This window comes from Arthrobacter gandavensis, from assembly GCF_039528575.1.
Lineage (GTDB): Bacteria > Actinomycetota > Actinomycetes > Actinomycetales > Micrococcaceae > Arthrobacter_B > Arthrobacter_B citreus_B.
This window is the reverse complement of sequence record NZ_BAAALV010000002.1, coordinates 1250492-1270302: the sequence shown is the minus strand read 5'-3', so window position 1 is coordinate 1270302 and position 19811 is coordinate 1250492. Positions and strand designations below refer to the sequence as shown.

General features: G+C 66.9%; 19 protein-coding genes. 9 read left to right on the top strand and 10 right to left on the bottom strand.

Features of this window, described 5'->3' with window-relative positions; genetic code table 11:
- Window positions 1-3: 3 nt before the first annotated feature.
- From ABFX29_RS09240 to mtrA, 3 genes are read right to left on the bottom strand one after another with little or no spacing between them, the layout of a single operon-like run.
- Window positions 4-1716 (bottom strand): LpqB family beta-propeller domain-containing protein, encoded by a 1713-nt coding sequence (locus ABFX29_RS09240; protein ID WP_170287728.1) that lies wholly within the window; start codon window positions 1714-1716, stop codon window positions 4-6.
- Window positions 1709-3442, bottom strand: coding sequence for an MtrAB system histidine kinase MtrB (gene mtrB, locus ABFX29_RS09235; RefSeq protein WP_246167297.1), 1734 nt, complete (start codon window positions 3440-3442; stop codon window positions 1709-1711). The genes ABFX29_RS09240 and mtrB overlap by 8 nt, the downstream gene beginning before the upstream one ends.
- A gap of 4 nt (window positions 3443-3446) precedes the next feature.
- Window positions 3447-4124: an MtrAB system response regulator MtrA gene (gene mtrA, locus ABFX29_RS09230; RefSeq protein ID WP_152226779.1), complete on the bottom strand. Its 678-nt coding sequence runs from the start codon at window positions 4122-4124 to the stop codon at window positions 3447-3449.
- Between the two features lie 257 nt (window positions 4125-4381).
- On the opposite strand from mtrA, the gene ABFX29_RS09225 reads away from it, so the two are divergent.
- Genes ABFX29_RS09225 through ABFX29_RS09200 form a run of 6 tightly spaced genes read left to right on the top strand, consistent with a single transcriptional unit; the run spans window position 4382 to window position 10654 of the window.
- Window positions 4382-5707: a proline-rich domain-containing protein gene (locus tag ABFX29_RS09225; RefSeq protein ID WP_152226777.1), complete on the top strand. Its 1326-nt coding sequence runs from the start codon at window positions 4382-4384 to the stop codon at window positions 5705-5707.
- Window positions 5708-5713: 6 nt separating this feature from the next.
- Window positions 5714-6394: a DUF4129 domain-containing protein gene (locus tag ABFX29_RS09220; RefSeq protein WP_152226775.1), complete on the top strand. Its 681-nt coding sequence runs from the start codon at window positions 5714-5716 to the stop codon at window positions 6392-6394.
- Window positions 6395-6429: 35 nt separating this feature from the next.
- The gene (locus tag ABFX29_RS09215) at window positions 6430-7611 is read left to right on the top strand and encodes a DUF4350 domain-containing protein (RefSeq protein ID WP_152226773.1); all 1182 of its coding nucleotides are present in this window, start codon (window positions 6430-6432) and stop codon (window positions 7609-7611) included.
- Window positions 7608-8630, top strand: coding sequence for an AAA family ATPase (locus ABFX29_RS09210; RefSeq protein ID WP_152226771.1), 1023 nt, complete (start codon window positions 7608-7610; stop codon window positions 8628-8630). The genes ABFX29_RS09215 and ABFX29_RS09210 overlap by 4 nt, the downstream gene beginning before the upstream one ends.
- A 3-nt stretch (window positions 8631-8633) precedes the next feature.
- The gene (locus tag ABFX29_RS09205; protein ID WP_152226770.1) at window positions 8634-9926 is read left to right on the top strand and encodes a DUF58 domain-containing protein; all 1293 of its coding nucleotides are present in this window, start codon (window positions 8634-8636) and stop codon (window positions 9924-9926) included.
- Between the two features lie 47 nt (window positions 9927-9973).
- Window positions 9974-10654, top strand: coding sequence for a DUF4166 domain-containing protein (locus tag ABFX29_RS09200; protein ID WP_152226768.1), 681 nt, complete (start codon window positions 9974-9976; stop codon window positions 10652-10654).
- Window positions 10655-10664: 10 nt separating this feature from the next.
- Here ABFX29_RS09200 and ABFX29_RS09195 read toward each other — a convergent pair whose 3' ends face one another.
- The 4 genes from ABFX29_RS09195 to ABFX29_RS09180 are packed head-to-tail and all read right to left on the bottom strand — an operon-like array spanning window position 10665 to window position 14515.
- Window positions 10665-11738, bottom strand: coding sequence for a uroporphyrinogen decarboxylase/cobalamine-independent methonine synthase family protein (locus ABFX29_RS09195; protein WP_152226766.1), 1074 nt, complete (start codon window positions 11736-11738; stop codon window positions 10665-10667).
- A complete protein-coding gene (locus tag ABFX29_RS09190) occupies window positions 11722-12099 on the bottom strand; it encodes a chorismate mutase (RefSeq protein WP_152226764.1) in 378 nt (125 codons plus the stop codon). Before ABFX29_RS09190 ends, ABFX29_RS09195 begins: the two co-directional genes overlap by 17 nt.
- A 56-nt stretch (window positions 12100-12155) precedes the next feature.
- Window positions 12156-13292, bottom strand: a complete 1137-nt coding sequence (gene mnmA / locus ABFX29_RS09185; RefSeq protein WP_152226762.1) for a tRNA 2-thiouridine(34) synthase MnmA — start codon at window positions 13290-13292, stop codon at window positions 12156-12158.
- The gene (locus ABFX29_RS09180) at window positions 13292-14515 is read right to left on the bottom strand and encodes a cysteine desulfurase family protein (protein ID WP_152226761.1); all 1224 of its coding nucleotides are present in this window, start codon (window positions 14513-14515) and stop codon (window positions 13292-13294) included. Before ABFX29_RS09180 ends, mnmA begins: the two co-directional genes overlap by 1 nt.
- Before the next feature lie 279 nt (window positions 14516-14794).
- Between ABFX29_RS09180 and ABFX29_RS09175 the strand changes: the two genes are divergently transcribed.
- Genes ABFX29_RS09175 through ABFX29_RS09165 form a run of 3 tightly spaced genes read left to right on the top strand, consistent with a single transcriptional unit; the run spans window position 14795 to window position 17070 of the window.
- The gene (locus tag ABFX29_RS09175) at window positions 14795-15760 is read left to right on the top strand and encodes a J domain-containing protein (RefSeq protein ID WP_170287727.1); all 966 of its coding nucleotides are present in this window, start codon (window positions 14795-14797) and stop codon (window positions 15758-15760) included.
- A 23-nt stretch (window positions 15761-15783) separates the two neighbouring features.
- Window positions 15784-16251, top strand: coding sequence for a tRNA (cytidine(34)-2'-O)-methyltransferase (locus ABFX29_RS09170; protein ID WP_152226759.1), 468 nt, complete (start codon window positions 15784-15786; stop codon window positions 16249-16251).
- 15 nt (window positions 16252-16266) lie between these two features.
- Window positions 16267-17070, top strand: a complete 804-nt coding sequence (locus ABFX29_RS09165; RefSeq protein ID WP_152226758.1) for a class I SAM-dependent methyltransferase — start codon at window positions 16267-16269, stop codon at window positions 17068-17070.
- On the opposite strand, the gene ABFX29_RS09160 is transcribed toward ABFX29_RS09165, so the two are convergent.
- From ABFX29_RS09160 to ABFX29_RS09150, 3 genes are read right to left on the bottom strand one after another with little or no spacing between them, the layout of a single operon-like run.
- The gene (locus ABFX29_RS09160; protein WP_152226757.1) at window positions 17067-17816 is read right to left on the bottom strand and encodes a PIG-L deacetylase family protein; all 750 of its coding nucleotides are present in this window, start codon (window positions 17814-17816) and stop codon (window positions 17067-17069) included. The genes ABFX29_RS09165 and ABFX29_RS09160 overlap by 4 nt on opposite strands.
- Window positions 17813-18757: an electron transfer flavoprotein subunit alpha/FixB family protein gene (locus ABFX29_RS09155; protein WP_152226756.1), complete on the bottom strand. Its 945-nt coding sequence runs from the start codon at window positions 18755-18757 to the stop codon at window positions 17813-17815. The genes ABFX29_RS09160 and ABFX29_RS09155 overlap by 4 nt, the downstream gene beginning before the upstream one ends.
- A gap of 49 nt (window positions 18758-18806) precedes the next feature.
- Window positions 18807-19646, bottom strand: coding sequence for an electron transfer flavoprotein subunit beta/FixA family protein (locus tag ABFX29_RS09150; protein ID WP_211372347.1), 840 nt, complete (start codon window positions 19644-19646; stop codon window positions 18807-18809).
- Window positions 19647-19811: the final 165 nt, after the last annotated feature.

Below are 19811 nucleotides of genomic sequence, written 5' to 3'. Positions count from 1 at the left end.
TCCCTAGCCTGGGAACGCCGGATCCCGGATGCCGTCAATCTCGCGGATCCAGCCGTTGCCCAGCTTCTTGTAGACAGCATCGGCCGTCTGCAGGAAAAGGTCCTCCGGACCGTCTCCGCCGCTGATGCTGAAGCTTCCATCCCAGCCGGCCAGTTCCTGGTTGTCCTCCGCCGGGTCAAGGATCACGGGGGTCAATGACTCATCCTGGCCCTTTTGAAGGGCGGCCACCTTCGTCTCGCCCACCCAGACCGCAGTCGTGACGGGCTCGGCAGTCCACAATTCAAGCGGAGTGGTTAGGCTCTGCGGGGCGCCGTTGGAAGAGCGCACGACGCCGGCGATCAGGACGCGGGACGCACCGTTCTGCTCTACCACCAGCAGGGCGCGGGCGCCGTCACGCGAGAGCCTCAGTTCCCGCACCTGCATGTCGCCGAGCCAGGAGGGTGTCAGGCCCGTCTGGGTGGAGGCAGCAAGGTCCGGCCCGACGGCGATGAGCCGGCTGCCTTCGCCCTGCGCAGAGGCGGACCAGATCCATCCCTCCGGATCAATGCTGGGACCGGTCAGTGAGCTTCCCGTCGCCACCGTTGCAACGTCCTTGTCCGGCCCGGTGACCAGCAGCGTTCCGCGGTCCCCGGAAAGGAACGCGATGGTATCCATCTCTCCGACGGATACGGCCGGGTCCCGGGGATCGTATGCGGAGACATCCGGCAGGTTGCCGATCTCCCGGGCCTGCCGGTCGCGGAAGAACACAATGTCCTGGCCTTGGATGCCGACTTGCGTTTCCCCTACGCGGGGATCATCTTCCACGGGGACCAGCTCGCTGCTGGGCGGTCCCAGGTCCACCTCGCGCTGGTTCACGGTCATCTCAACGGAGTTGACGTTGTTGAGCTGGCGCAGGTTCTGTTCCAGCTGAAGCTTCATCTGCTGGCGGTTGAGGTCTGTAGAGTCCTCCAGGACCTCGGCGGCGAAATCCACGGAGGCCACGCCGGAAACCACCGGAACCGCTTCCCGGGCAAGTTGGGTTTCCACCGGGAAGGCACTCGTGACCGCTCCTTCCAGGTAAGGCGCCGGACCGGCGAGCATGGCGTTGACCACGGATGCCGCCATGCCGGAGCGCTGGACGAACCAGCGCGTATCCGGAACCCAGTACCGGTAAGTGCTGGAGTAGAAATACAGATTGTGGGCACGGAAGACGATCGGGAACGTTATGTCCGAGATCATGATGCCGTTGGGGATGCCGCTGATGCGCCACTGGCCCTCCTGCTGCACGAGGCGGACCTGAATGGTCTCGGTTGTTCCGGGTGCCGACTCGGTACGGATGCCCTGGGCATTGACGGAAGCAACCACTTCGAGTTGGATCTGGAAGGCATTGGGCTCCGGCGTCGGCACAATGTTGGGGTCTGCGCCGTAGATTACGACGCGTTCGTTGGGGACCCAGGAGGCAGCCAGTTCAGCCGTCAGGAATTCCCGGGCGGCGGTGTAGTCCTCCCCCGCTCCCACGCCCGCGTCTATGAAGCCGCCGATGATTCCCTGGGGCGAATCGTCCTCCACGGGGCCGGGCGGGCTGTAACTGAGCTGCTGCGTCAGCGAGCTGCCGCCTGCGCTGGCCGTCGCCGTGCCTACCGGCCCGACTGTGGGTATGGATGAACATCCGGCCAGGAAAACCAGGGCGGAAAGGAAAGCGGCGACCGACGCCGCACGCCTGCGGGCCTTACGCATTGTGATCCTCCCTCGTAGCAGCATCGGCAGCGGTGAGCGCTTTTGGCGGGGACGGCAGCGCGGTGTCCTGCGGCGAGAGTGGAACCGGTGAAGCAGCAAAGCCTTCACCGTGCCTGCGCGGCAGGGTCAGGCGGAAGCAGGCACCGTCGCCGGGACTGCCCCAGGCTTCCAGCCAGCCGCCGTGCAGCCTTGCGTCTTCGGCTGCAATAGCCAGCCCAAGGCCGCTGCCGCCGGTGGTCCGCGCACGGGCCGGATCAGCCCGCCAGAACCTGTCGAATACCCGGGCAGCGTCGTCCTCGCTCATGCCGATGCCGTAGTCACGCACGGCGACACCCACGGCATCTGCGTTCGTCGCAACCGCGATCTCCACAGGTTTGCCTTCTCCGTGTTCCAGGGCGTTCACCACGAGGTTCCGTACGATCCGCTCAACCCGGCGGGGATCGGCGTCGACCACCACCCGCTCCTCCCGGCAGACGATCCTGACCTCTGAGCCGTTGTTGACTGCCAGCGGCTCGGTGGCTTCCACTACGTCCCGCACAATGCCCAGGATGTCTGCCGCCTCAAGGTCCGGTTCGGCTGCTCCTGCATCGAAACGGCTGATTTCCAGGAGGTCGGCCAGCAGCGCCTGGAAGCGTTCGACCTGGTGGTAGAGGAGCTCGGTGGAGCGTTTCGAAATGGGGTCGAAGCCTTCCCTCGCGTCGTAAAGCACCTCGGCTGCCATCCGCACGGTGGTCAGCGGCGTCCGCAGCTCATGGGAAACATCCGAGACGAACCCCTGCTGCATCCTCGAGAGCTGCGCCAGCTGCGTGATCTGGTCCTGGAGCGTCGCTGCCATGTGGTTGAAGGAGGCTGCGAGACGGGCGACTTCGTCTTCGCCCTTAACTTCCATGCGCTCCTGGAGTTCACCGGCAGCCAGTTTCTCCGATACCGATGCCGCGGCACTCACGGCACCCACCCCCGCCTTGGTCACCACCCAGGCAATAGTGCCGATGATCGCCAGCAGCAGCCCGCCTGCAATCCACAGGATGCGGTGGATGTCATCGAGGGTCTGCTGCATGGTGTCCAGGTCATAGACCAGGTACAGCGCGTATTCGGACCGGTCCGGGGGCAGCGTGACCTTGGTGCCGAAAGCAATCCCGGGTTCGCCGTGTGCAAGGGCCAGGGCGGACCAGTGGACAATGTCTTCCCCGTCAGGGTCCAGCCCCTCAACTGCCGCGCTGAGGGGTGCGGGAATGCTGCCGGCGGTAATTCTGTCGCCGAGCGTTGCGACGAAAAGGTTTTCCTGATCCGGAAGGGGCGCGAGCAGGTACCTGCGCGGTGTCTCGGCTCCTCGGCCCTCGAGCAGCGAAAGCGTGTTGGAGACCAGGCGTTCGGTTCCTTCACGGTCCGTAGCCGCAGTTGTCCGAAAGTTCTCCTTGACGCTGCTCAGGCCGGCTGTGGCCTCCGCCTGGAACTGGGTGAGCCGCTCTTCATAGAGGGCTCCGGCGATCTGGTGGGACAGGAATGCCCCGATACCGCCGGCGGCCACGATCACCAGCAGCAGGGTCGCGAGGACAGTCTTGAATTGAAGCGAACGCCGCCAGCGGATGGCGATCCTGGCGATGGTGGCACGGTGGACGCTCTCGGCGGCGCGGCGGAGCACGGCACCGGCGCGGAGCATGCGCGCCCTGGCTCGTGCCTTTAAAGTGACCGGCGCACCGTCCTCCGCTGCGGCGGAGGAGGGCACGGACCTAGTTTTGGCCGGCTTTGTAACCGACACCGCGGACCGTCAGGACAATTTCGGGCGCTTCGGGGTCCCGCTCAATCTTGGACCTCAGCCGCTGGACGTGCACGTTCACCAGCCGGGTGTCTGCTGCGTGGCGGTAGCCCCAAACCTGTTCGAGCAGCATTTCCCGGGTGAAGACCTGCCAGGGCTTTCGGGCCAGTGCCACCAGGAGGTCAAATTCCAGGGGCGTGAGTGCGATACGCTCGCTGCCCCGGGATACGGAGTGGCCGGCTACATCGATGGAGATTTCCCCGATGGACAGCGTCTCCGGTGCCTTTGAATCAACCGGGCGCAGCCGGGCACGGACGCGTGCCACCAGCTCGGCAGGCTTAAACGGCTTGGGAACGTAATCGTCTGCGCCGGATTCAAGGCCCCGGACGACGTCGGCGGTGTCGGACTTGGCGGTGAGCATCACGATTGGAACATCTGACTCGGCCCGAACCTGCCGGCACACTTCGATGCCGTCCATGCCCGGGAGCATGAGGTCCAGGAGGACAAGATCCGGCTTGGAGCTGCGGAACACCTCCAGCGCCTGGGCCCCGTCGGCACAGAAAACGGGGTCGAACCCGTCGTTGCGAAGAACAATGCCGATCATTTCGGCCAGCGCTTCGTCGTCGTCTACGACCAGTATCCGTGCCTTCATGCTTTCCTGTTCCCCGTTACTTCCCGCCCGCCAGGGCATTCGACGTCCTGGGCTGTTCGGCGCCCACGCCATTACGTGCGCTCTCACCGGACATGCGGCAGTCACAATACAAAGGCATGCCGGAATAGCCCATGTTATCCCTATCATCCCTAACGGCATATTTTTGCCACGGCCCGCCGGGTCCCGGTCGGGGCGTCCAGAAACTATAGTCGGACTAGGAGAAATGAGACTGAGGACCTAAGAGGCGGGGCGCAACGATGAGTCAGGACAATCACAACGAACCAGAACCCGGGGGCGTATCCCGCCCCGGATCCGGGTCCGAGCCTTCCCCGCCTCCCCAGGCACCGTGGGCCCAGCAGCCCCAATGGGGGCAGCAGCCACAGTGGGGACAGCAGCCGCAGTGGGGACAGGACCAGCCCGGCCAGTCCCTTCCACCCTATGGACAGACGGCCCCTCCGGGCTGGTCCAGTCCCTACGGCTCCAATCCCTACGGAGCTGGTGCCCCCGGCGGCTATCCGCAGGGCCCGTACCCTCCCGGCCAGTACAGCGCCCCGCCAAAGCCCGGTGTCATCCCGCTGCGGCCCCTCGGACTGGGCGAAATCATGGATGGAGCCTTCCAGGCCTGCCGGCGCAACCCCGCGGCCACCTTCGGCATCGCGGTGCTCATTCAAGCCGTCATCTCGGTTCTCACTGTCATCTTTGGACAGTCGCTGCTGGCGCCCATCAGCGATATTGGCCTGGAGTCGGAACTGACCGATGAGCAGGCCATCTCCCTGGGCACCACGGCCCTCACCGGTGGGACGGCCCTGACGATCGTCTCCGCCATAGGGATCCTGCTGATGCAGGGACTGCTGGTCATTCCCGTTGCCCGGGCCATCCTGAACCTCAAGACCGGTTTTGGCCAGACCTGGCGCCTGGCCAAGGGATCCATGCTCCGGCTGACCGGGCTGGGGTTGCTGCTCTTCGCCGCTGCCGCCGCAGGCATGGTCGCCTTCATCTTCGTCCTGGTGCTGGTCATCGAATTCCTGGGCCCCCTGGGGATATTCCTGACGGTGGTTGGCGTCCTGGCCGTGGTCGCCGTTTTCGCGTGGCTCTCCGTGAAGCTGGCACTGGCACCTGCTGCCCTGGTGGCCGAGCCCCGCGGGGTCTTTGCCGCGATTGCCCGTTCCTGGACCCTCACCCGGCGGAACTGGTGGCGCACCTTCGGGATCCTGCTGCTAACCAGCGTGATCGTCTCGATCATCGTTTCGGTGATCAGCACTCCCATTACGATGCTGATCACCCTCTTTGCCTCCTTCGGCACGGCAGAAGCGGGCGCGGACGACCTTTCCGCCATACTCCCCGTGCTGATCCTTACCACCGCGGTCTCAGCCTTCTTCGGGGCAATCGGCTACGCCTTCCAGGCGGCCGTGACGTCGCTGCTCTACATCGACCTGCGGATGCGGCGGGAAGGGTTCGATGTGACGCTGATGAAGGACCAGGAAATCGCGGCAGCCTCCGGACCGGATTTCGTACCCGGCCGGAACCTGCCTGCGGCCGGCTCCGGACAATGGCCCCAGGGCCCGTACACCGGTACTGCCTAGGGCTGCATGAGGACAGCGATCTTCGCTCCCCCGCTCCGTGAGGTGCCGGTGGAGCCCGACGCCGACCAGGCCCGCGGCTGGCTGCAGGACGAGCTTTCGAAAGCCGAGTACCAGGACGCCCAGCCGAGCCTGGCGGAACGGGCAGTGGCCAGGATCCTGGAGTTCCTGGACGAGCTCCTTTCCGGCATCCAGGGGGTTGGTGCCCCCGCCGGCATCCTCCTGCTGGCCCTCGGGGCCCTGGTATTCCTGGCCCTTGCCGTCCTGGTGGTCCGCCCGCGGCTGAACGCCCGGAAGAAGCCTGCCGGCTTGTTCGACGAAACCGGCCCGGACCAGGATGCTTCCTCCCACCGCTCGCTCGCCGAGGAAGCCGCAAAGGCCGGGGACTGGGACACTGCCTTGACCGAACGGCTGCGGGCGATCCTGCGCACGGCAGAGGAACGGGTCATCCTCGAACCGCGTCCCGGCCGCACGGCCCACGAGGCCGGTGCAGCCCTGTCCGCCGTTTTCCCTGCCGCGGCGCAGGAGATCCTGTGGCTCAGCCAGCGCTTTGACGAGATCCGCTACGGCGGCAGCCGGGCGGCGGAGGCCGACGCACGGCGTGCTGCCGACTTGGATGCCGGGCTGCTGCGCTCCCAGCCAGCGGCAGCAGGCGCTGCAGCGCTGCCCTCGCTGGCGGTGCCGAAGTGAGCGCCGCTGCTCCCCCGCAGGCACAGCCGGGAGACATGGATCAGACCAGCGCAGGATCGGCCGCCGCCTCCTCCGTCCTTCGGAGCCGGCTGCGCGCCTGGCGCCTGTGGATCATTCTTTCGCTTGTCCTCATCGGCGGCGTCGTCCTGAGCCTGCTCACCGCGTCAGGCGCAGACCGGACGAGGCTTTCCGCCTCAAACCCGGCCCCGGAAGGCGCCCAGGCAGCGGTCCGTGTCCTGCAGGCGCAGGGCGTGGACGTGGTGGAGGCAGGGGACTATGCCCAAGCCCTTGACCTGCTCGGAGAAGGCGGCGCTGCCCTGATGCTCTTTGATCCCAACGAGTATCTCTCCGGTCCGCAGCTCAGTGAACTTGGGTCCGCGGCCCAAAAGAAAATCCTGGTCGAGCCCACCTTCGCGCAGCTGCGGGCCTTGGCCCCGGACATCTCCCAGGCTGGCCTTGTGCCGCAGGAAGTCATCGACGCAGGCAGCGTCGAAGGCGCCGGCTGCAAGGCCCCAGCTGGTGAGGCCGCCGGTTCGGTTACTGCCGGCGGCCTTGCGTACCGCGGTCCCCTCACCTGCTTTACGGTGACCGGCAGCGGCGAACCAGCTGCCGGGCTGTTCGCCCAATCCGCCGACGGATCCGCTGCCGTGCTGGGATATACCGGGCTGCTCGCTAACGAGAGCATTGCCGGGAACGGAAACGCTGCCCTGGCGCTGTGGTCCCTTGGCAGTGCTGACACGCTGGTCTGGTACCTGCCCGTTCCTGCGGATATTCCAGCCGGCGAAGCACCGGCGAACCCCTTCAGCCTCCTGCCGGACTGGGTGAATCCGCTGCTTGTGTGGACGCTGGTGGTGGCTGCGCTGGCAGCGTTCTGGCGCGGCCGCAGGCTCGGCCCGCTGGCCATGGAGCCCATGCCCGTAGTTGTCCGTGCTGCCGAAACCGCCGAGGGGCGTGCCCGGCTGTACCAGGACAGCAGGGCGCTGGACCGGGCTGCGGACAATCTCCGGGCCGGCACCATGGTGCGCCTGGCCGCCCGCCTCCGGCTGGGTCCCGGCAGCACTGCCGCCGACGTAGTACAGGCAGCAGCGCGCAGCACGGGACGCTCCGCAGTGGAAATTGATTCATTGCTCAATCGGCACACACCTGGAAATGACAGCGACCTGGTGGCCTGGTCACAGGAACTGCTGCACCTAGAGGAAGAGATAACCGAACCATGACCCAGCACTACCCTTCGGTGTCCGGCCCCGCCGGGGCGGGCAGCGTCCAGACCAATGCGGCGGATGCCGGAGAAAGCGCACGGCACGCGCTGCACAGCGTCCGCCAGGAAGTGGCAAAGGCCGTGGTTGGGCAGGATGCCGCGGTGACCGGCCTCATCATCGCCCTGCTTGCACGCGGGCACGTACTGCTCGAAGGCGTTCCGGGCGTAGCGAAGACGCTGTTGGTCCGGACCCTGGCCGCGGCACTGTCCCTGGACACCAAGCGGGTGCAGTTCACCCCGGATCTTATGCCCGGCGACGTGACGGGTTCGCTGATCTATGACGGACGGACGTCGGAGTTCAGCTTCCGCGAGGGCCCGGTCTTCACCAGCATCCTGCTGGCCGATGAAATCAACCGGACTCCTCCCAAGACGCAGGCCTCCCTGCTCGAAGCCATGGAGGAACGCCAGGTCACGGTCGACGGCGTCTCCCGGCAGCTCCCGGATCCGTTCCTCGTAGCCGCAACCCAGAACCCGGTCGAATACGAGGGCACCTATCCCCTGCCGGAGGCCCAGCTGGACCGTTTCCTCCTGAAGATGACACTCGATCTTCCCTCCAGGGAAGACGAGATTGAAGTCATCCGCCGGCACGGCAGCGGCTTCGATCCGCGCAACCTGACCGCAGCCGGGGTTCGTCCGGTGGCCGGCGAGCAGGACCTCCGGGCAGCACGCGAATCAGTGGCCAGGGTGGACGCCTCCCCGGAGGTGCTGGGTTACATCGTGGACCTGGTCCGCGCCACCCGCTCGGCGCCGTCGTTCCAGCTAGGCGTTTCACCCCGCGGCGCCACGGCCCTGCTGAACACCGCACGGGCCTGGGCCTGGCTGTCCGGCCGGACATTCATAACGCCGGACGACGTAAAGGCGCTGACGCTGCCCGCCCTGCGCCACCGCGTTGCCCTGCGTCCCGAAGCCCAGATGGACGGTGTCAGCGTGGACGACGTGCTGGGCAGCATCCTGGCCACCGTTCCGGTTCCCCGCTAGCCCATGTCCGTCTCCCACCGCCTGGTCATCCTGGCTGCGCTGGGCGCAGTCGCCGTCGTGCTCTTCCCCGGCACCGGCACGATCCTGGCCTGGCTGGCCCTGGCAGCAGCGGCTGCCGCCGCGGATCTTGCCCTGGCCGCACCGCCGCTGAAGGCCCGGCTGGAGCGCGAACTGCCCGAAAGCGCCCGGCTGGATGAGGATGTGCCGGCAGCCCTGGTGGTCCGCAACGAATCCGGCCGGACGCTGCGCGCCGTCGTCCGGGACGCCTGGCAGCCCTCGGCGGGCCAGCTGCGTCCGGAACGCCGGGTCACGGTCCCTGCCGGGGAAGCACGCCGGGCCGCGGGTACCCTGCGGCCTGAACGCAGGGGCGACCTGCACACGGCGTCGGTAACCATCCGCTCCTTCGGACCGCTGGGCCTGGCCGCCCGGCAGCGCACCATCGCCTATCCGGGCACCCTGCGCGTCCTGCCGCCGTTCCGCTCCAAGCGGCACCTCCCGGCAAAGCTGCGCAGGCTGCGCGAAATCGACGGCAATGCCTCGGTGCAGCTGCGCGGTGCAGGCACCGAGTTCGATTCACTGCGCGACTATGTCCGCGGTGACGATGTCCGTTCGATCGACTGGCGGGCGACGGCGCGGCGACGGGACACCGTAGTGCGCACCTGGCGGCCGGAACGGGACCGCAGGGTCATCCTGCTGCTGGATACGTCCCGCACTGCTGCAGCGCGGATCCTGGACGAACCCCGGCTGGACACCGGAATCGAAGCGGCCCTGCTGCTGGGCATGCTGGCGCAGGGCGGCGGGGACCGGGTGGACTTCGCCGCGTTTGACCGCCGTGTCAGGGCCCGAGTCGATTCAGCAGCCAAGGCAAACCTGCTGAACCGTCTCGCCGGAGCCATGGCGCCGCTGGATGCGGAACTTATCGAAGCGGACTTTTCCCTGCTTCCCGGCGTCGTTGCCTCGGTGTCTTCCCGGCGCTCACTGGTGGTCCTGATCACTTCGCTGGACGCCGGCGCGGTGGAAGAGGGCCTGCTCCCGGTGCTTCCGGCCCTGCTCGCCAAGCACGTGGTGGTAGTGGCCTCGGTCCGGGATCCGGCATTGGATGAGCTTCGGGCGGAGCGGTCATCAGCCTCGGCGGTGTTCCGCGCTGCGGCAGCTGAAAGGGCCCTGCTGGACCGCGCGGCAGTGACGGCCCAGCTCAAGTCCATGGGTGCGGAGGTCGTCGATGAGCCGCCCCATGAGCTGCCGCCGAAGCTGGCGGACATGTACATCCGGCTCAAGGCGTCCGGCCGTCTCTGACCCGCTGGTTCCGGACGCGCGTGGAACACGCGGCGTAGGCTGGGTAAATGAGTGATGGCTCCGTTTACCAACGGGCGCTCGGCGCCGCGTTTGGCCGCCTGCAGCCTCAGCTGCAGGACTATTTTTCGCTGCAGCCTGATGAGGGCAGGTATGGGTTTGGCACCGGCGTTTTCGACGTCGCCGGCTGTCCGCGCCCGGTGCTGCGGCCGTTGCTCTCCGCCATCCCGGTTTCCAATGCCTTCTTCCCTGACTTTGGCCGCCGCGTGCCGTTTACCATCAGCAACTACGCGCACCTTGATCCGTTCGGGCGCTCTTCGCTCACTGCGGTCCGCACCTTTGAGTTCGACCGCGGGAACCGGATTTTCGAGGACACCACCTCGCTCACGTCTCCAACCGGTCTGACCGACTATGTTGGACGACGCCGCAACCTCGCCACGGATCTGGACCTTTCCGTCTCGCAGGACGGACGGCTGCACATGCACTCCCCGCACACCCGGCTGTTCCTGGGCCGGCTGCGGATACCGGTCCCGGTGCTGGCCGGAGCCGATGCCCACGCCGAGCAGTGGTGGGATGAAACGGCCGGGCACTTCCGGATCCGGACCATAGTCCGCCAGCGGCAGCTCGGCACCGTTTTTGTGTACGACGGCAGTTTCACCTACGAGTACCGGGAGTTCGACGGCGTCCTGCCGCCGGACGCCGAACCGGAGAAATGGGAGCGCCGGCTCTAGTACGCCCCGTTTAGCCTTCGGCCGCCAGCTGGTCCAGCGCCGACGCTGTCTGGGTGAGGCGTTCAAGCACGCGGCGGGCGCGCGACGGTGTGAGGTCCGCGAGGTCGCCGGCAGGCATGATGCCCAGTGCCGGCAGGTCCCCCACCGGAAGGCCCACCCTCGTCCATCCTGCCGTGATGTCCTGTACCAGCGCCGTCACCTGCCGGGGAGGTTCCCCTCCCGAGGGCAGGGGCAGCGCCCCTAGCCAGATCTGCTTTCCGGCTTCAACAGCCTCGGCAATACCCTCCCAGTCGCCGTCGCCCAGGCGGCCCAGGGGCACCGCGACGCCGTCTGCGCCTGCACCCAGCGCGAGGTCCAGGCCGGAGCGGGACTGGCGGTGGCGGGCGGAGGGAAGATTCAGCACAACGGCTGCGGCTCCGGCGGCCAGCAGGGATTCACGCAGCAGGTGCCAGGACTGCGAAGCCTCCTGCGGCGGGACCGAGCGCAGGGTCCGGTACCCGCTGGCGGTGGGAATGCGGCCGTCCAGGATCCGGTCCAGGAGCGGCTCGTCGACCTGCACGGTGAGCGCGGCGCCGCGGGCGACTGCCTGAACCCGGGATACGTACTCTGCGGCGCCGGCCGCCAGCGACTCAGTGAGTTCCCGGCGTGCGCCGGCGTCGGACAGGGCGCGTTCTCCATTGTGCAGGTGCAGTCCCGCGGCGAGGGACAGCGGTCCCTGCAGGGAAACCTTCAACCTGGAGCCCGGGGCCTCTTCAACACCGATCACGTCTGCCAGCGTGTTGATGTCCCGGGAGAGCAGGGAATCAGCGCGCCGCGAGTCGATTCCGGGACGGTCGACCAGGCGCCAGCCGTGCGGCTGCAGGTCAACCGGCAGGTCAACCAGCATGGCGGCGGTCCGGCCGACCGAGTCAGCTCCGACGCCGCGGGCGGGCAGCTCGACCAGGAACGGCAGGTGCGGCTCGCCCAGTTCACCGCGGATGGTCTTCGCGGCTTCCAGCGGGTCTGTTCCGGGCCAGGTGCCCGGCGCCGTTGCGGTTACGCCCGCTGGAGCGGACGAAGCAGGCTGCTCAGGCTCCTTCTGCATTGCTACCGCCGTTGCGGGTCTCGGAAATGGCCTGGTGGTGCCGGATGACTTCGCTGATGATGAAGTTCAGGAACTTCTCGGCAAAAGCCGGATCAAGGTTCGCGTCTTCGGCGAGCCGCCGCAGCCTGGCAATCTGGGCGACTTCACGGCCCGGATCCGCGGGCGGCAGGTGGTGTTCAGCCTTCAGGTGCCCTACCCGCTGGGTCGCCTTGAAGCGCTCCGCCAGGAGATAGACCAGCGTGGCGTCGATGTTGTCGATGCTGCTGCGCATGGCAAGCAGCTCGTCCATGACCTCATCGGCCACCTTCCCGGAAAGGGAACTGGCTGTGGGGTCGAAATCGTCAGCTGGTGCAGTACTCATGACTCCAGTTTAGGGTCCAGCTTCCCGCGCACCGGTGCACGTTACGGTGGCCGGGCCTAGGAGACCGCCGCGGGGTCCCACTGAAGGGAACGTGCGGAGTCGATCGTGGCCTGGCCCAGCACCCGGGTGCCCTGGTAGATCACCACGGTCTGTCCCGGGGCCACTCCGCGCATCGGATCCTTCAGCCGGACGACCAGTTCACTGCGGGAGTCTTCGCAGGTTTCCATCCAGGCGGTGGCCGGAACAGGATCGCCGTGCGCGCGCACCTGCGCGGTGCACTCGAAGGGCTCCCCGGTGGCTATCTCCCGGATCGGAAGCCCGGCCCAGGAGACCTTGATGCCGCGCATCTGGTCGATTTCCAGCAGCTTTTCCGGTCCGACAATGACCTTGTTTTCCTTCGGCCGGATCTCCAGGACAAAGCGCGGCTTTCCGTCGGCAGCCGGGCGGCCCAGCTTCAGGCCCTTGCGCTGGCCGACGGTGAAGGCGTTGGCACCGGGATGCGTGCCGAGGGTTTCGCCGGTGGGGTCAACAATCTCGCCCTCTGTCATTTCGATGCGCTCTTCGAGCCAGCCGCGGGTGTCGCCGTCGGGAATGAAGCAAATGTCGTGGCTGTCCGGCTTGTTGGCAACGGAGAGGCCGCGGCGCTCCGCCTCCGCCCGGACCTCGGCCTTGGACGGGGTGTCTGCAAGCGGGAACATGGCGTGCTTGAGCTGCTCGTGGGTCAGCACGCCCAGCACGTAGGACTGGTCCTTCGCCCAGTCCGCCGCGCGGTGCAGCTCCGGGTTGCCGTCGGCGTCGGTAATCACCTTGGCGTAGTGGCCGGTGCAGACTGCATCGAAGCCCAGCGCCAGTGCCTTCTCCAGCAGCGCGGCAAACTTGATCCGCTCATTGCAGCGCATGCAGGGGTTCGGCGTGCGTCCGGCAGCGTATTCGGCCACGAAGTCATCGACCACATCTTCCTTGAACCGCTCGGAGAAGTCCCAGACGTAGTACGGGATGCCCAGGATGTCGCATGCCCGCCAGGCGTCGCGGGAGTCTTCGATGGTGCAGCAGCCCCGGCTGCCGGTGCGCAGGGTGCCGGGCATGCGGGAGAGCGCAAGGTGGACCCCGACGACGTCGTGCCCTGCCTCCACTGCCCGTGCTGCGGCTACGGCGGAATCGACTCCGCCGCTCATTGCTGCCAAAACCTTCATTAGCTAAAACCCGTTCCTGCTGTTCGTATGCTGCTTTCGCTGCCTGCCATGCCGGCCTTCTTGGCCCGTTCGTAGGCTTCAGGCAATGCGTCTATCAGTGCATCAACGTCTTCGGCGGTGGATGTATGCCCCAAGCTGAAACGCTGGGCCCCGCGCGCCTCGGTTTCACTCAGTCCCATGGCCAGCAGCACATGGGACGGGCGGGGCACCCCTGCAGTGCAGGCGGAGCCGGTGGACGACTCTACCCCTGCGAGGTCCAGGAGGAAAAGCAGGGAGTCCCCCTCGCAGCCGGGGAACGTGAAGTGCGCATTGCCGGGAAGTCTTCGGGTGCCTTCCTCGTCGTCGCGCGGTCCGCGCAGCACCGCTTCGGGAACGGTGCGTTCGACGGCGGCAATCAGGTAGTTGCGCAGGGTCCGAAGCCGCGCGCTTTCCTCGGCAAGGTTATCCGTGGCTTCCTGGGCGGCAGCGGCAAAGGCTGCGATCCCGGGCTTGTCCAGCGTGCCGGAGCGGATATCGCGCTCCTGTCCTCCGCCGTGCAGCACCGGCGTCAATTTGACGGCGCGTCCCACTACAAGGGCTCCGACGCCCACCGGGCCGCCGATCTTGTGGCCGCTCACTGCCATGGTATCCAGGCCTGATTCGCGGAAACTGAGACGGACGGCGCCAAATGCCTGCACGGCGTCCGAGTGGACGGGGACCCCGTAAGAATGCGCGAGTTCAACCAGCGCGGGGATGTCCTGAAGGGTGCCGACCTCGTTGTTGGCCCACATAAGGGTCACAAGGGCGGTTTCGGCTCCGTGTTCCTCGAGTTCGCGGCGCACGGCGTCCAGGCTGACCACGCCCTCGGAATCCACCGGCAGCCAGGAGACTTCGGCGCCCTCGTGCTTCTGGAGCCACTCCACGGTGTCCAGCACTGCGTGATGCTCAACCGGGGAGCAGAGGATGCGGGTTCGGCGCGGATCAGCGTCCCGCCGTGACCAGTACAGGCCCTTCACCGCCAGGTTGTCCGCTTCGGTCCCCCCGGAGGTGAAGATGACCTCGGAGGGATGGCAGTCCAGGGCGGCGGCCAGCGTTTCCCGGGAGTCTTCCACCACCATCCGGGCACGCCTGCCGGAGCCGTGCAGCGAAGAGGGGTTGCCGCTGCGGCTCAGTTCGGATGTGAGTGCGGCGAGGGCCGAAGCCGAAATCGGCGTGGTCGCCGCGTGGTCGAGGTACACGGGCACCAGACAATTCTAGCGCCCAGGTCCCGGGCTGTGCTCCGCTTCCGGCCCGGCAAGGGGGTTTGGTGCTTTCGCGGGATGCCGCCGGGCCCGGACCGGCGCACCGGATGCCGGATCAGAGCGGCTAGAATTGTGGCTCCACCGGGAGCGAACAGAACCGTCCGCCGGCGAACTATTCCGCGTCCTGCAGCGTTATATCGGTGCCTGCGCCGCTAGGCGCGCCCGAGAATGTATCGGTGCCCGAATACCCAGGGACCCGATGCGCTACCGAAAGGACCAGCAGTGACTCCCCCAGCCCAATCGCTGTACGAGGTACTGGGGCTCACGCCGTCTGCCACCGTTGACGAGATCAAATCCGCCTACCGGAAGTCTGCCCGCCGCGCCCATCCGGACCAGGGCGGCAGCAGCGAGCTTTTCCACCTGGTCTCCGAGGCCTACCAGGTGCTCTCGGACCCGGAGCAGCGCGCCGCCTACGACCGGAGGCTGGGCCGGGCAGGTGCCGCAGGCCCTGTTTCCGGCGCTTCCCCTGCCCGTCCCACTGGAACGGCCGGGGCCGGCGGAGCCGCTGCCGGCAAACCTGTTCCCAACCCGGACTTCGGCAAGGCTCCGGTTTTCGAACCGGATTTCACTCCCCAGCGCCCTCCGGCCATTCCGCTGGCCATGATTGGACGCCAGGTCAACGGGGAACCTGAAAGGCCCGGACTCTTCAAACGTTTGGGCTCCTCTGCCGGCTCCCGCTTCGATGCGGAGAACCTCACCATCGGGCTGCTGGCGAACTCCCTGCTCCCGGACTATCCGGCCGGAAGGCTCGTCAACTCCCTGCGCATTCCGGACAGCGGTCCCCGCGGCGGGAACCTTGAAATTGGACATGTCCTGCTGGGCGGCTACCGAATGGCAGTCATTGATTCGATCATGGCCTCCCCGGGTGCCTGGTACTGGGACGGAAAGCAGCTGCGCCACCGCGGCCGTGCCGTAGGTTCGCTCCGCCTGGCCGACGCAGTCAGGACCCTGCAGGAGAAGTTCCCCGATGTGCGGGTCTCTGGCTGGCTTGTCCTGCACAGCCCAAACCAGAACCCGTTCGAGCCCATCATCGATTCCCCGCCGAACCTTCCCGAGTCGGCGCCGGTCGACGTCGTGAATCCCGGAACACTGGCGAGGGACCTCCGCCGCTTCTTCAGCACCGGTCCACAGCCGAACACGGTGCTGCTTCCCGTGCTGGGCGCGCTTCTCGATGCGACGAAGCAGTAGCGGCTCGGGCATAGGATAAAGACGTGTTCCGCATCCTCTTCTATACCCCTGAAATTCCGGGCAACACGGGCAACGCGATCCGGCTGGCCGCGATCACCGGTGCCGAGCTGCATCTGGTGGAGCCGCTGGGCTTCGACTTCGAAGATTCAAAACTGCGCAGGGCAGGGCTGGATTACCATGACCTCGCCGTGATGCACGTACATCCAAACCTCGAAGCTGCCTTTGAAACACTGCGCCCGGAGCGGGTCTATGCCTTCACCTCCGACGGCGAAACCTCCTATACAGACGTTGCCTACCAGCCGGGTGACGTCCTGCTCTTCGGCCCCGAGTCCGTCGGCCTGCCGGAAGATGTCAAACATGATCCACGGGTGACCGCGCGGCTGCGGCTGCCCATGCTCCCGTCCCTGCGGTCGCTGAACCTCGCGAATTCCGCTTCCATCGCCGTCTACGAAGCCTGGCGACAGCACGGCTTCGCTGGTGCCCAGCTCTAAGCCGAAGGACAGACCATGCCCGAGCAGCAGCCCCTTGCCAGGATTTTCGACGCCGGAGCCGGCGACTTCGAACGCATGGCCCCCTCTCTGTGGAATCCAATGGGCAATGCCCTGGTTGCCGCGGCGGACGTCAAGCTGGATGAGAGTGTCCTGGATGCCTGCTGCGGCGGCGGCTCAATCACGGTTCCGGCAGCCCAGAGCGCCGGACCCAGTGCCATCGTGGATGCCGTGGACCTCTCGGCGGAGCTGCTGGAGATAGCCGCGGCGAAGGCCAAAACGCTTTCGCTGGAGAACGTTTCCTTTTCCCAGTCGGATGTCCTGGGGTTCCGCCCCGACACACAGTACGACGTCGTTCTGTGCGGTTACGCCGTCTTCTTCCTGCCGGACATGGACGCCGGGGTCCGCCATCTGGCCTCGCTCCTGCGCAGCGGCGGCAGGCTCGCGTTCAGCACCTGGGCCGAAGGTGCACTGACCGACTTCACTTCCGCACTTTTCCGGCACTGCGCTGCCGAGGGCGTTCAGCTGCCCAACACCAGCGAGTCCTCGCGGGACAACATGCTCCGCATCAACACTGCGCAGAAGGCCTCGGACTGGCTGCAGGAGCTTGGCCTCAAGGAGGTCAGCGCCGCGCACACATCGGTTCCGGTACTGCTGAGCCAGGACCTGGCCTGGTCCCTGGTGATGGGCAGCCCGCTGCGCCTGCTGCTTCCGGAAGACCAGGATGCCGCAGGCCGGGTCCGCGATGCGTTCCTGGCAGAACTCGGCGAGGAGTACACCCTCAACGCCGACACCCTTCTCGTGACGGCCGTAAAGCCCTAGAAACCGGCGATGGTGGTGGGGGTGTTGACTCCCACCACGTGGAAAACCTCGGCGCTGGTGCCTTTGGGCAGACCGTGCCGGGCCGCGTTTTCCCGCAGGAAGGAACGCACGGCAGACTCCATTCCGGCCAGGTCCGGATGCTGGCTGGCGTGCACCCGGACGGCTTCCAGCTTGGTTTCCACCTGGGCCGTGATGTCCACGGCGTGGTTCTCGCGTTCGCGGGGAGCGCCGTAGAAGACAAGCCACGGCACCTTCCAGGAGTGCAGCCCTCCTTCTTCCAGCTCGGGATAGGCAAAGGGATTCTCCGCCGCCGGGTACACCGCACGGGTGACGATCTCCCCGCACGCCAGATGGTCCGGATGGCTGGCCTGGATCCGGGACCAGTTGCGCTCCGGGTGCATCGAGAGCACGACGTCGGGACGCACTAGGCGGATCAGCTCCACCGCCTTGCCCACCACCTCGTGGTTCACGGCCAGGAACCCGTCCCGCTCCCCCAGGAAATGGATCTGGCCTGCGCCCACAATGTCTGCCGCAGCACGCTGCTCCGCGTTGCGCCGGGCAATGATGCCGTCCCTGCCGGCGGCTTCGAATCCGCCGGCATCGCCGGACGTCATGATGCAGTAGGTGATCTCGGTCCCCTGCGCCGCCCATTTGGCGAGGGTGCCGGCAGCACCGAAGTCGATGTCATCCGGGTGCGCCGCGAACGCCAGGACGCGTCCGGGCGCCGAGTCGGGGAAACCGCTCACGCGCGCCGCTTCCGGATTTCCTCGGAGGCCTGGGGCAGCACGGAGGCCAGGTCGCCCACAATGCCAAAGTCTGCGATTTCGAAGACGGGGGCGTCAGGATCCTTGTTCACGGCCACGATCACCTTGGCGGTCTGCATGCCGGCCTTCTGCTGGATGGCACCGGAAATGCCGGCGGAGATGTACAGCTGCGGCGAAACGGTCTTGCCCGTCTGCCCCACCTGCGCCGAATGCTCGATCCAGCCCGCATCCGTTGCGGCGCGGGAGGCACCGACTGCCCCGCCCAGCAGGTCAGCGAGTTCCTCCACCGGACCGAAGTCACCGTCCACGCCGCGGCCTCCTGCCACGATGACCCGCGCTTCGGAGAGCTCCGGCCGACCGCTGACGCGCTTCTCGGAGCGCTCGGCCACTGCCGCTGCCGGGCCTGCATCCGGCACGGTGACCTGGCTGCGCTCCGGGGTCCCGCCGTCACCGGGCTCGGCGGGCTCGGCCGAGTTGGCCTTGACCGTGATCACGGGGATTCCTGTCTGGACCCGGCACGTGGATGTGAAGGAACCTGCGAGTACTGACTTGGTCACGGACAGGTCCGGGGCTACGGCAACTGCGTCCGTGATGACGCCGGAGCCAAGCTTGATGCCAACGCGGGCCGCCACTTCACGGTCCTCGAAGGAGTTGCCCAGCAGAACGGCGTCGGGGTTCGCGGCGCGGACCGCTTCGGCAAGGAACGCTGCCTTGGCAGCCACCAGGACGTCCGGCAGTTCCTGGGCGGGTTCGTAGATCCGGGCCGCCCCGAACCTGCCAAGCTCGGCTGCCGCTTCGTCGGCGAGCGGCCGCGGCACGGCCACTTCGGGAGTACCGAGCGTGCCTGCAATGGCCAGCAGCTCCCGTGCTGCACGGGGAAGGGGAAGGGACGGAACGTCAATAAATACCAGTACGGAGCCCATGGGGCGCTCTCCTAGGTGTGCGGGCGCGGCTAGCGCCGTAAGGGACGTGCTAGATGAGTTTCTGGGAGGCGAGGTAGTCCACCAGCTTGATGCCGGCGTCGCCGTCGTCGGTAATGACGGTGCCGGCGCCGCGGGCGGGCCGGGGGGCTGACGCAGCCACGGACGTCCAGGAACCCTGTTTGCCCACCTGGGCCGGATCCAGGCCAACGTCCTGGAGCGAGAGCACGGTAACCGGTTTCTTCTTGGCAGCCATGATCCCGCGGAAGTTCGGATAGCGCGGCTCGTTCGCCTGGTCCGTGACCGAGACGACCGCCGGCAGCGGAGCTTCGATGACCTCCGAGTAGGAGTCTCCCTCGCGGCGGGCATGCAGGACCATGCCCGATTCACCTGCCGCGGTGCTTAGTTCAGAAGCGAACGTCAGCTGGGCGAATCCGAGACGCTCGGCCAGCTGGGCCGGGACCAGGGAGGTTTCGCCGTCGGTTGATGCCATGCCGGTAATAACCAAATCCACCGGACCCTGGGTTGCCTCGAGATGCCGGACGACGGCGGCCAGTGCCAGCGAGGTTGCAGCGGCGTCAGAGCCCTGCAGCGCGTCGTCGGAAAGGTGCACGCCCTTGTAGGCACCGATCTGCAGGGACTTCTTCACCGCGTTGACTGCGGCGGAAGGGCCCATGGTGACGGCAGTGACGGTGTTGCCGCCCTTGTCTCCCCCGCGTTCCTCCGCCAGCTGGAGAGCAGCCTCGAGCGCGTACTCGTCGAGTTCGGAGAGGATGCTCTCGGAACGGTCCAGGGTGTGGTCCGGTCCCTCAAGGCGGCGGTCAAACTGGGTGTCCGGGACGTGCTTCACCAAAACAACAATGTTCAGCGGCCTGTTGGCTGACTCCTGCATTCCGGCCTTTCCTGTAGGAAGATTGCGCCGGTTTGCGTTCCGGCATCCCCCGCCCGTCGGCGGCGACAGATTAAAGCTAATCACACGCGGCCCCCGGGCCCGAACGTTCCCTGCCGATTTGCTGCCGGGTGTGCCCCCGGGCTGTCGCAGAAAAGCACCGCCCCG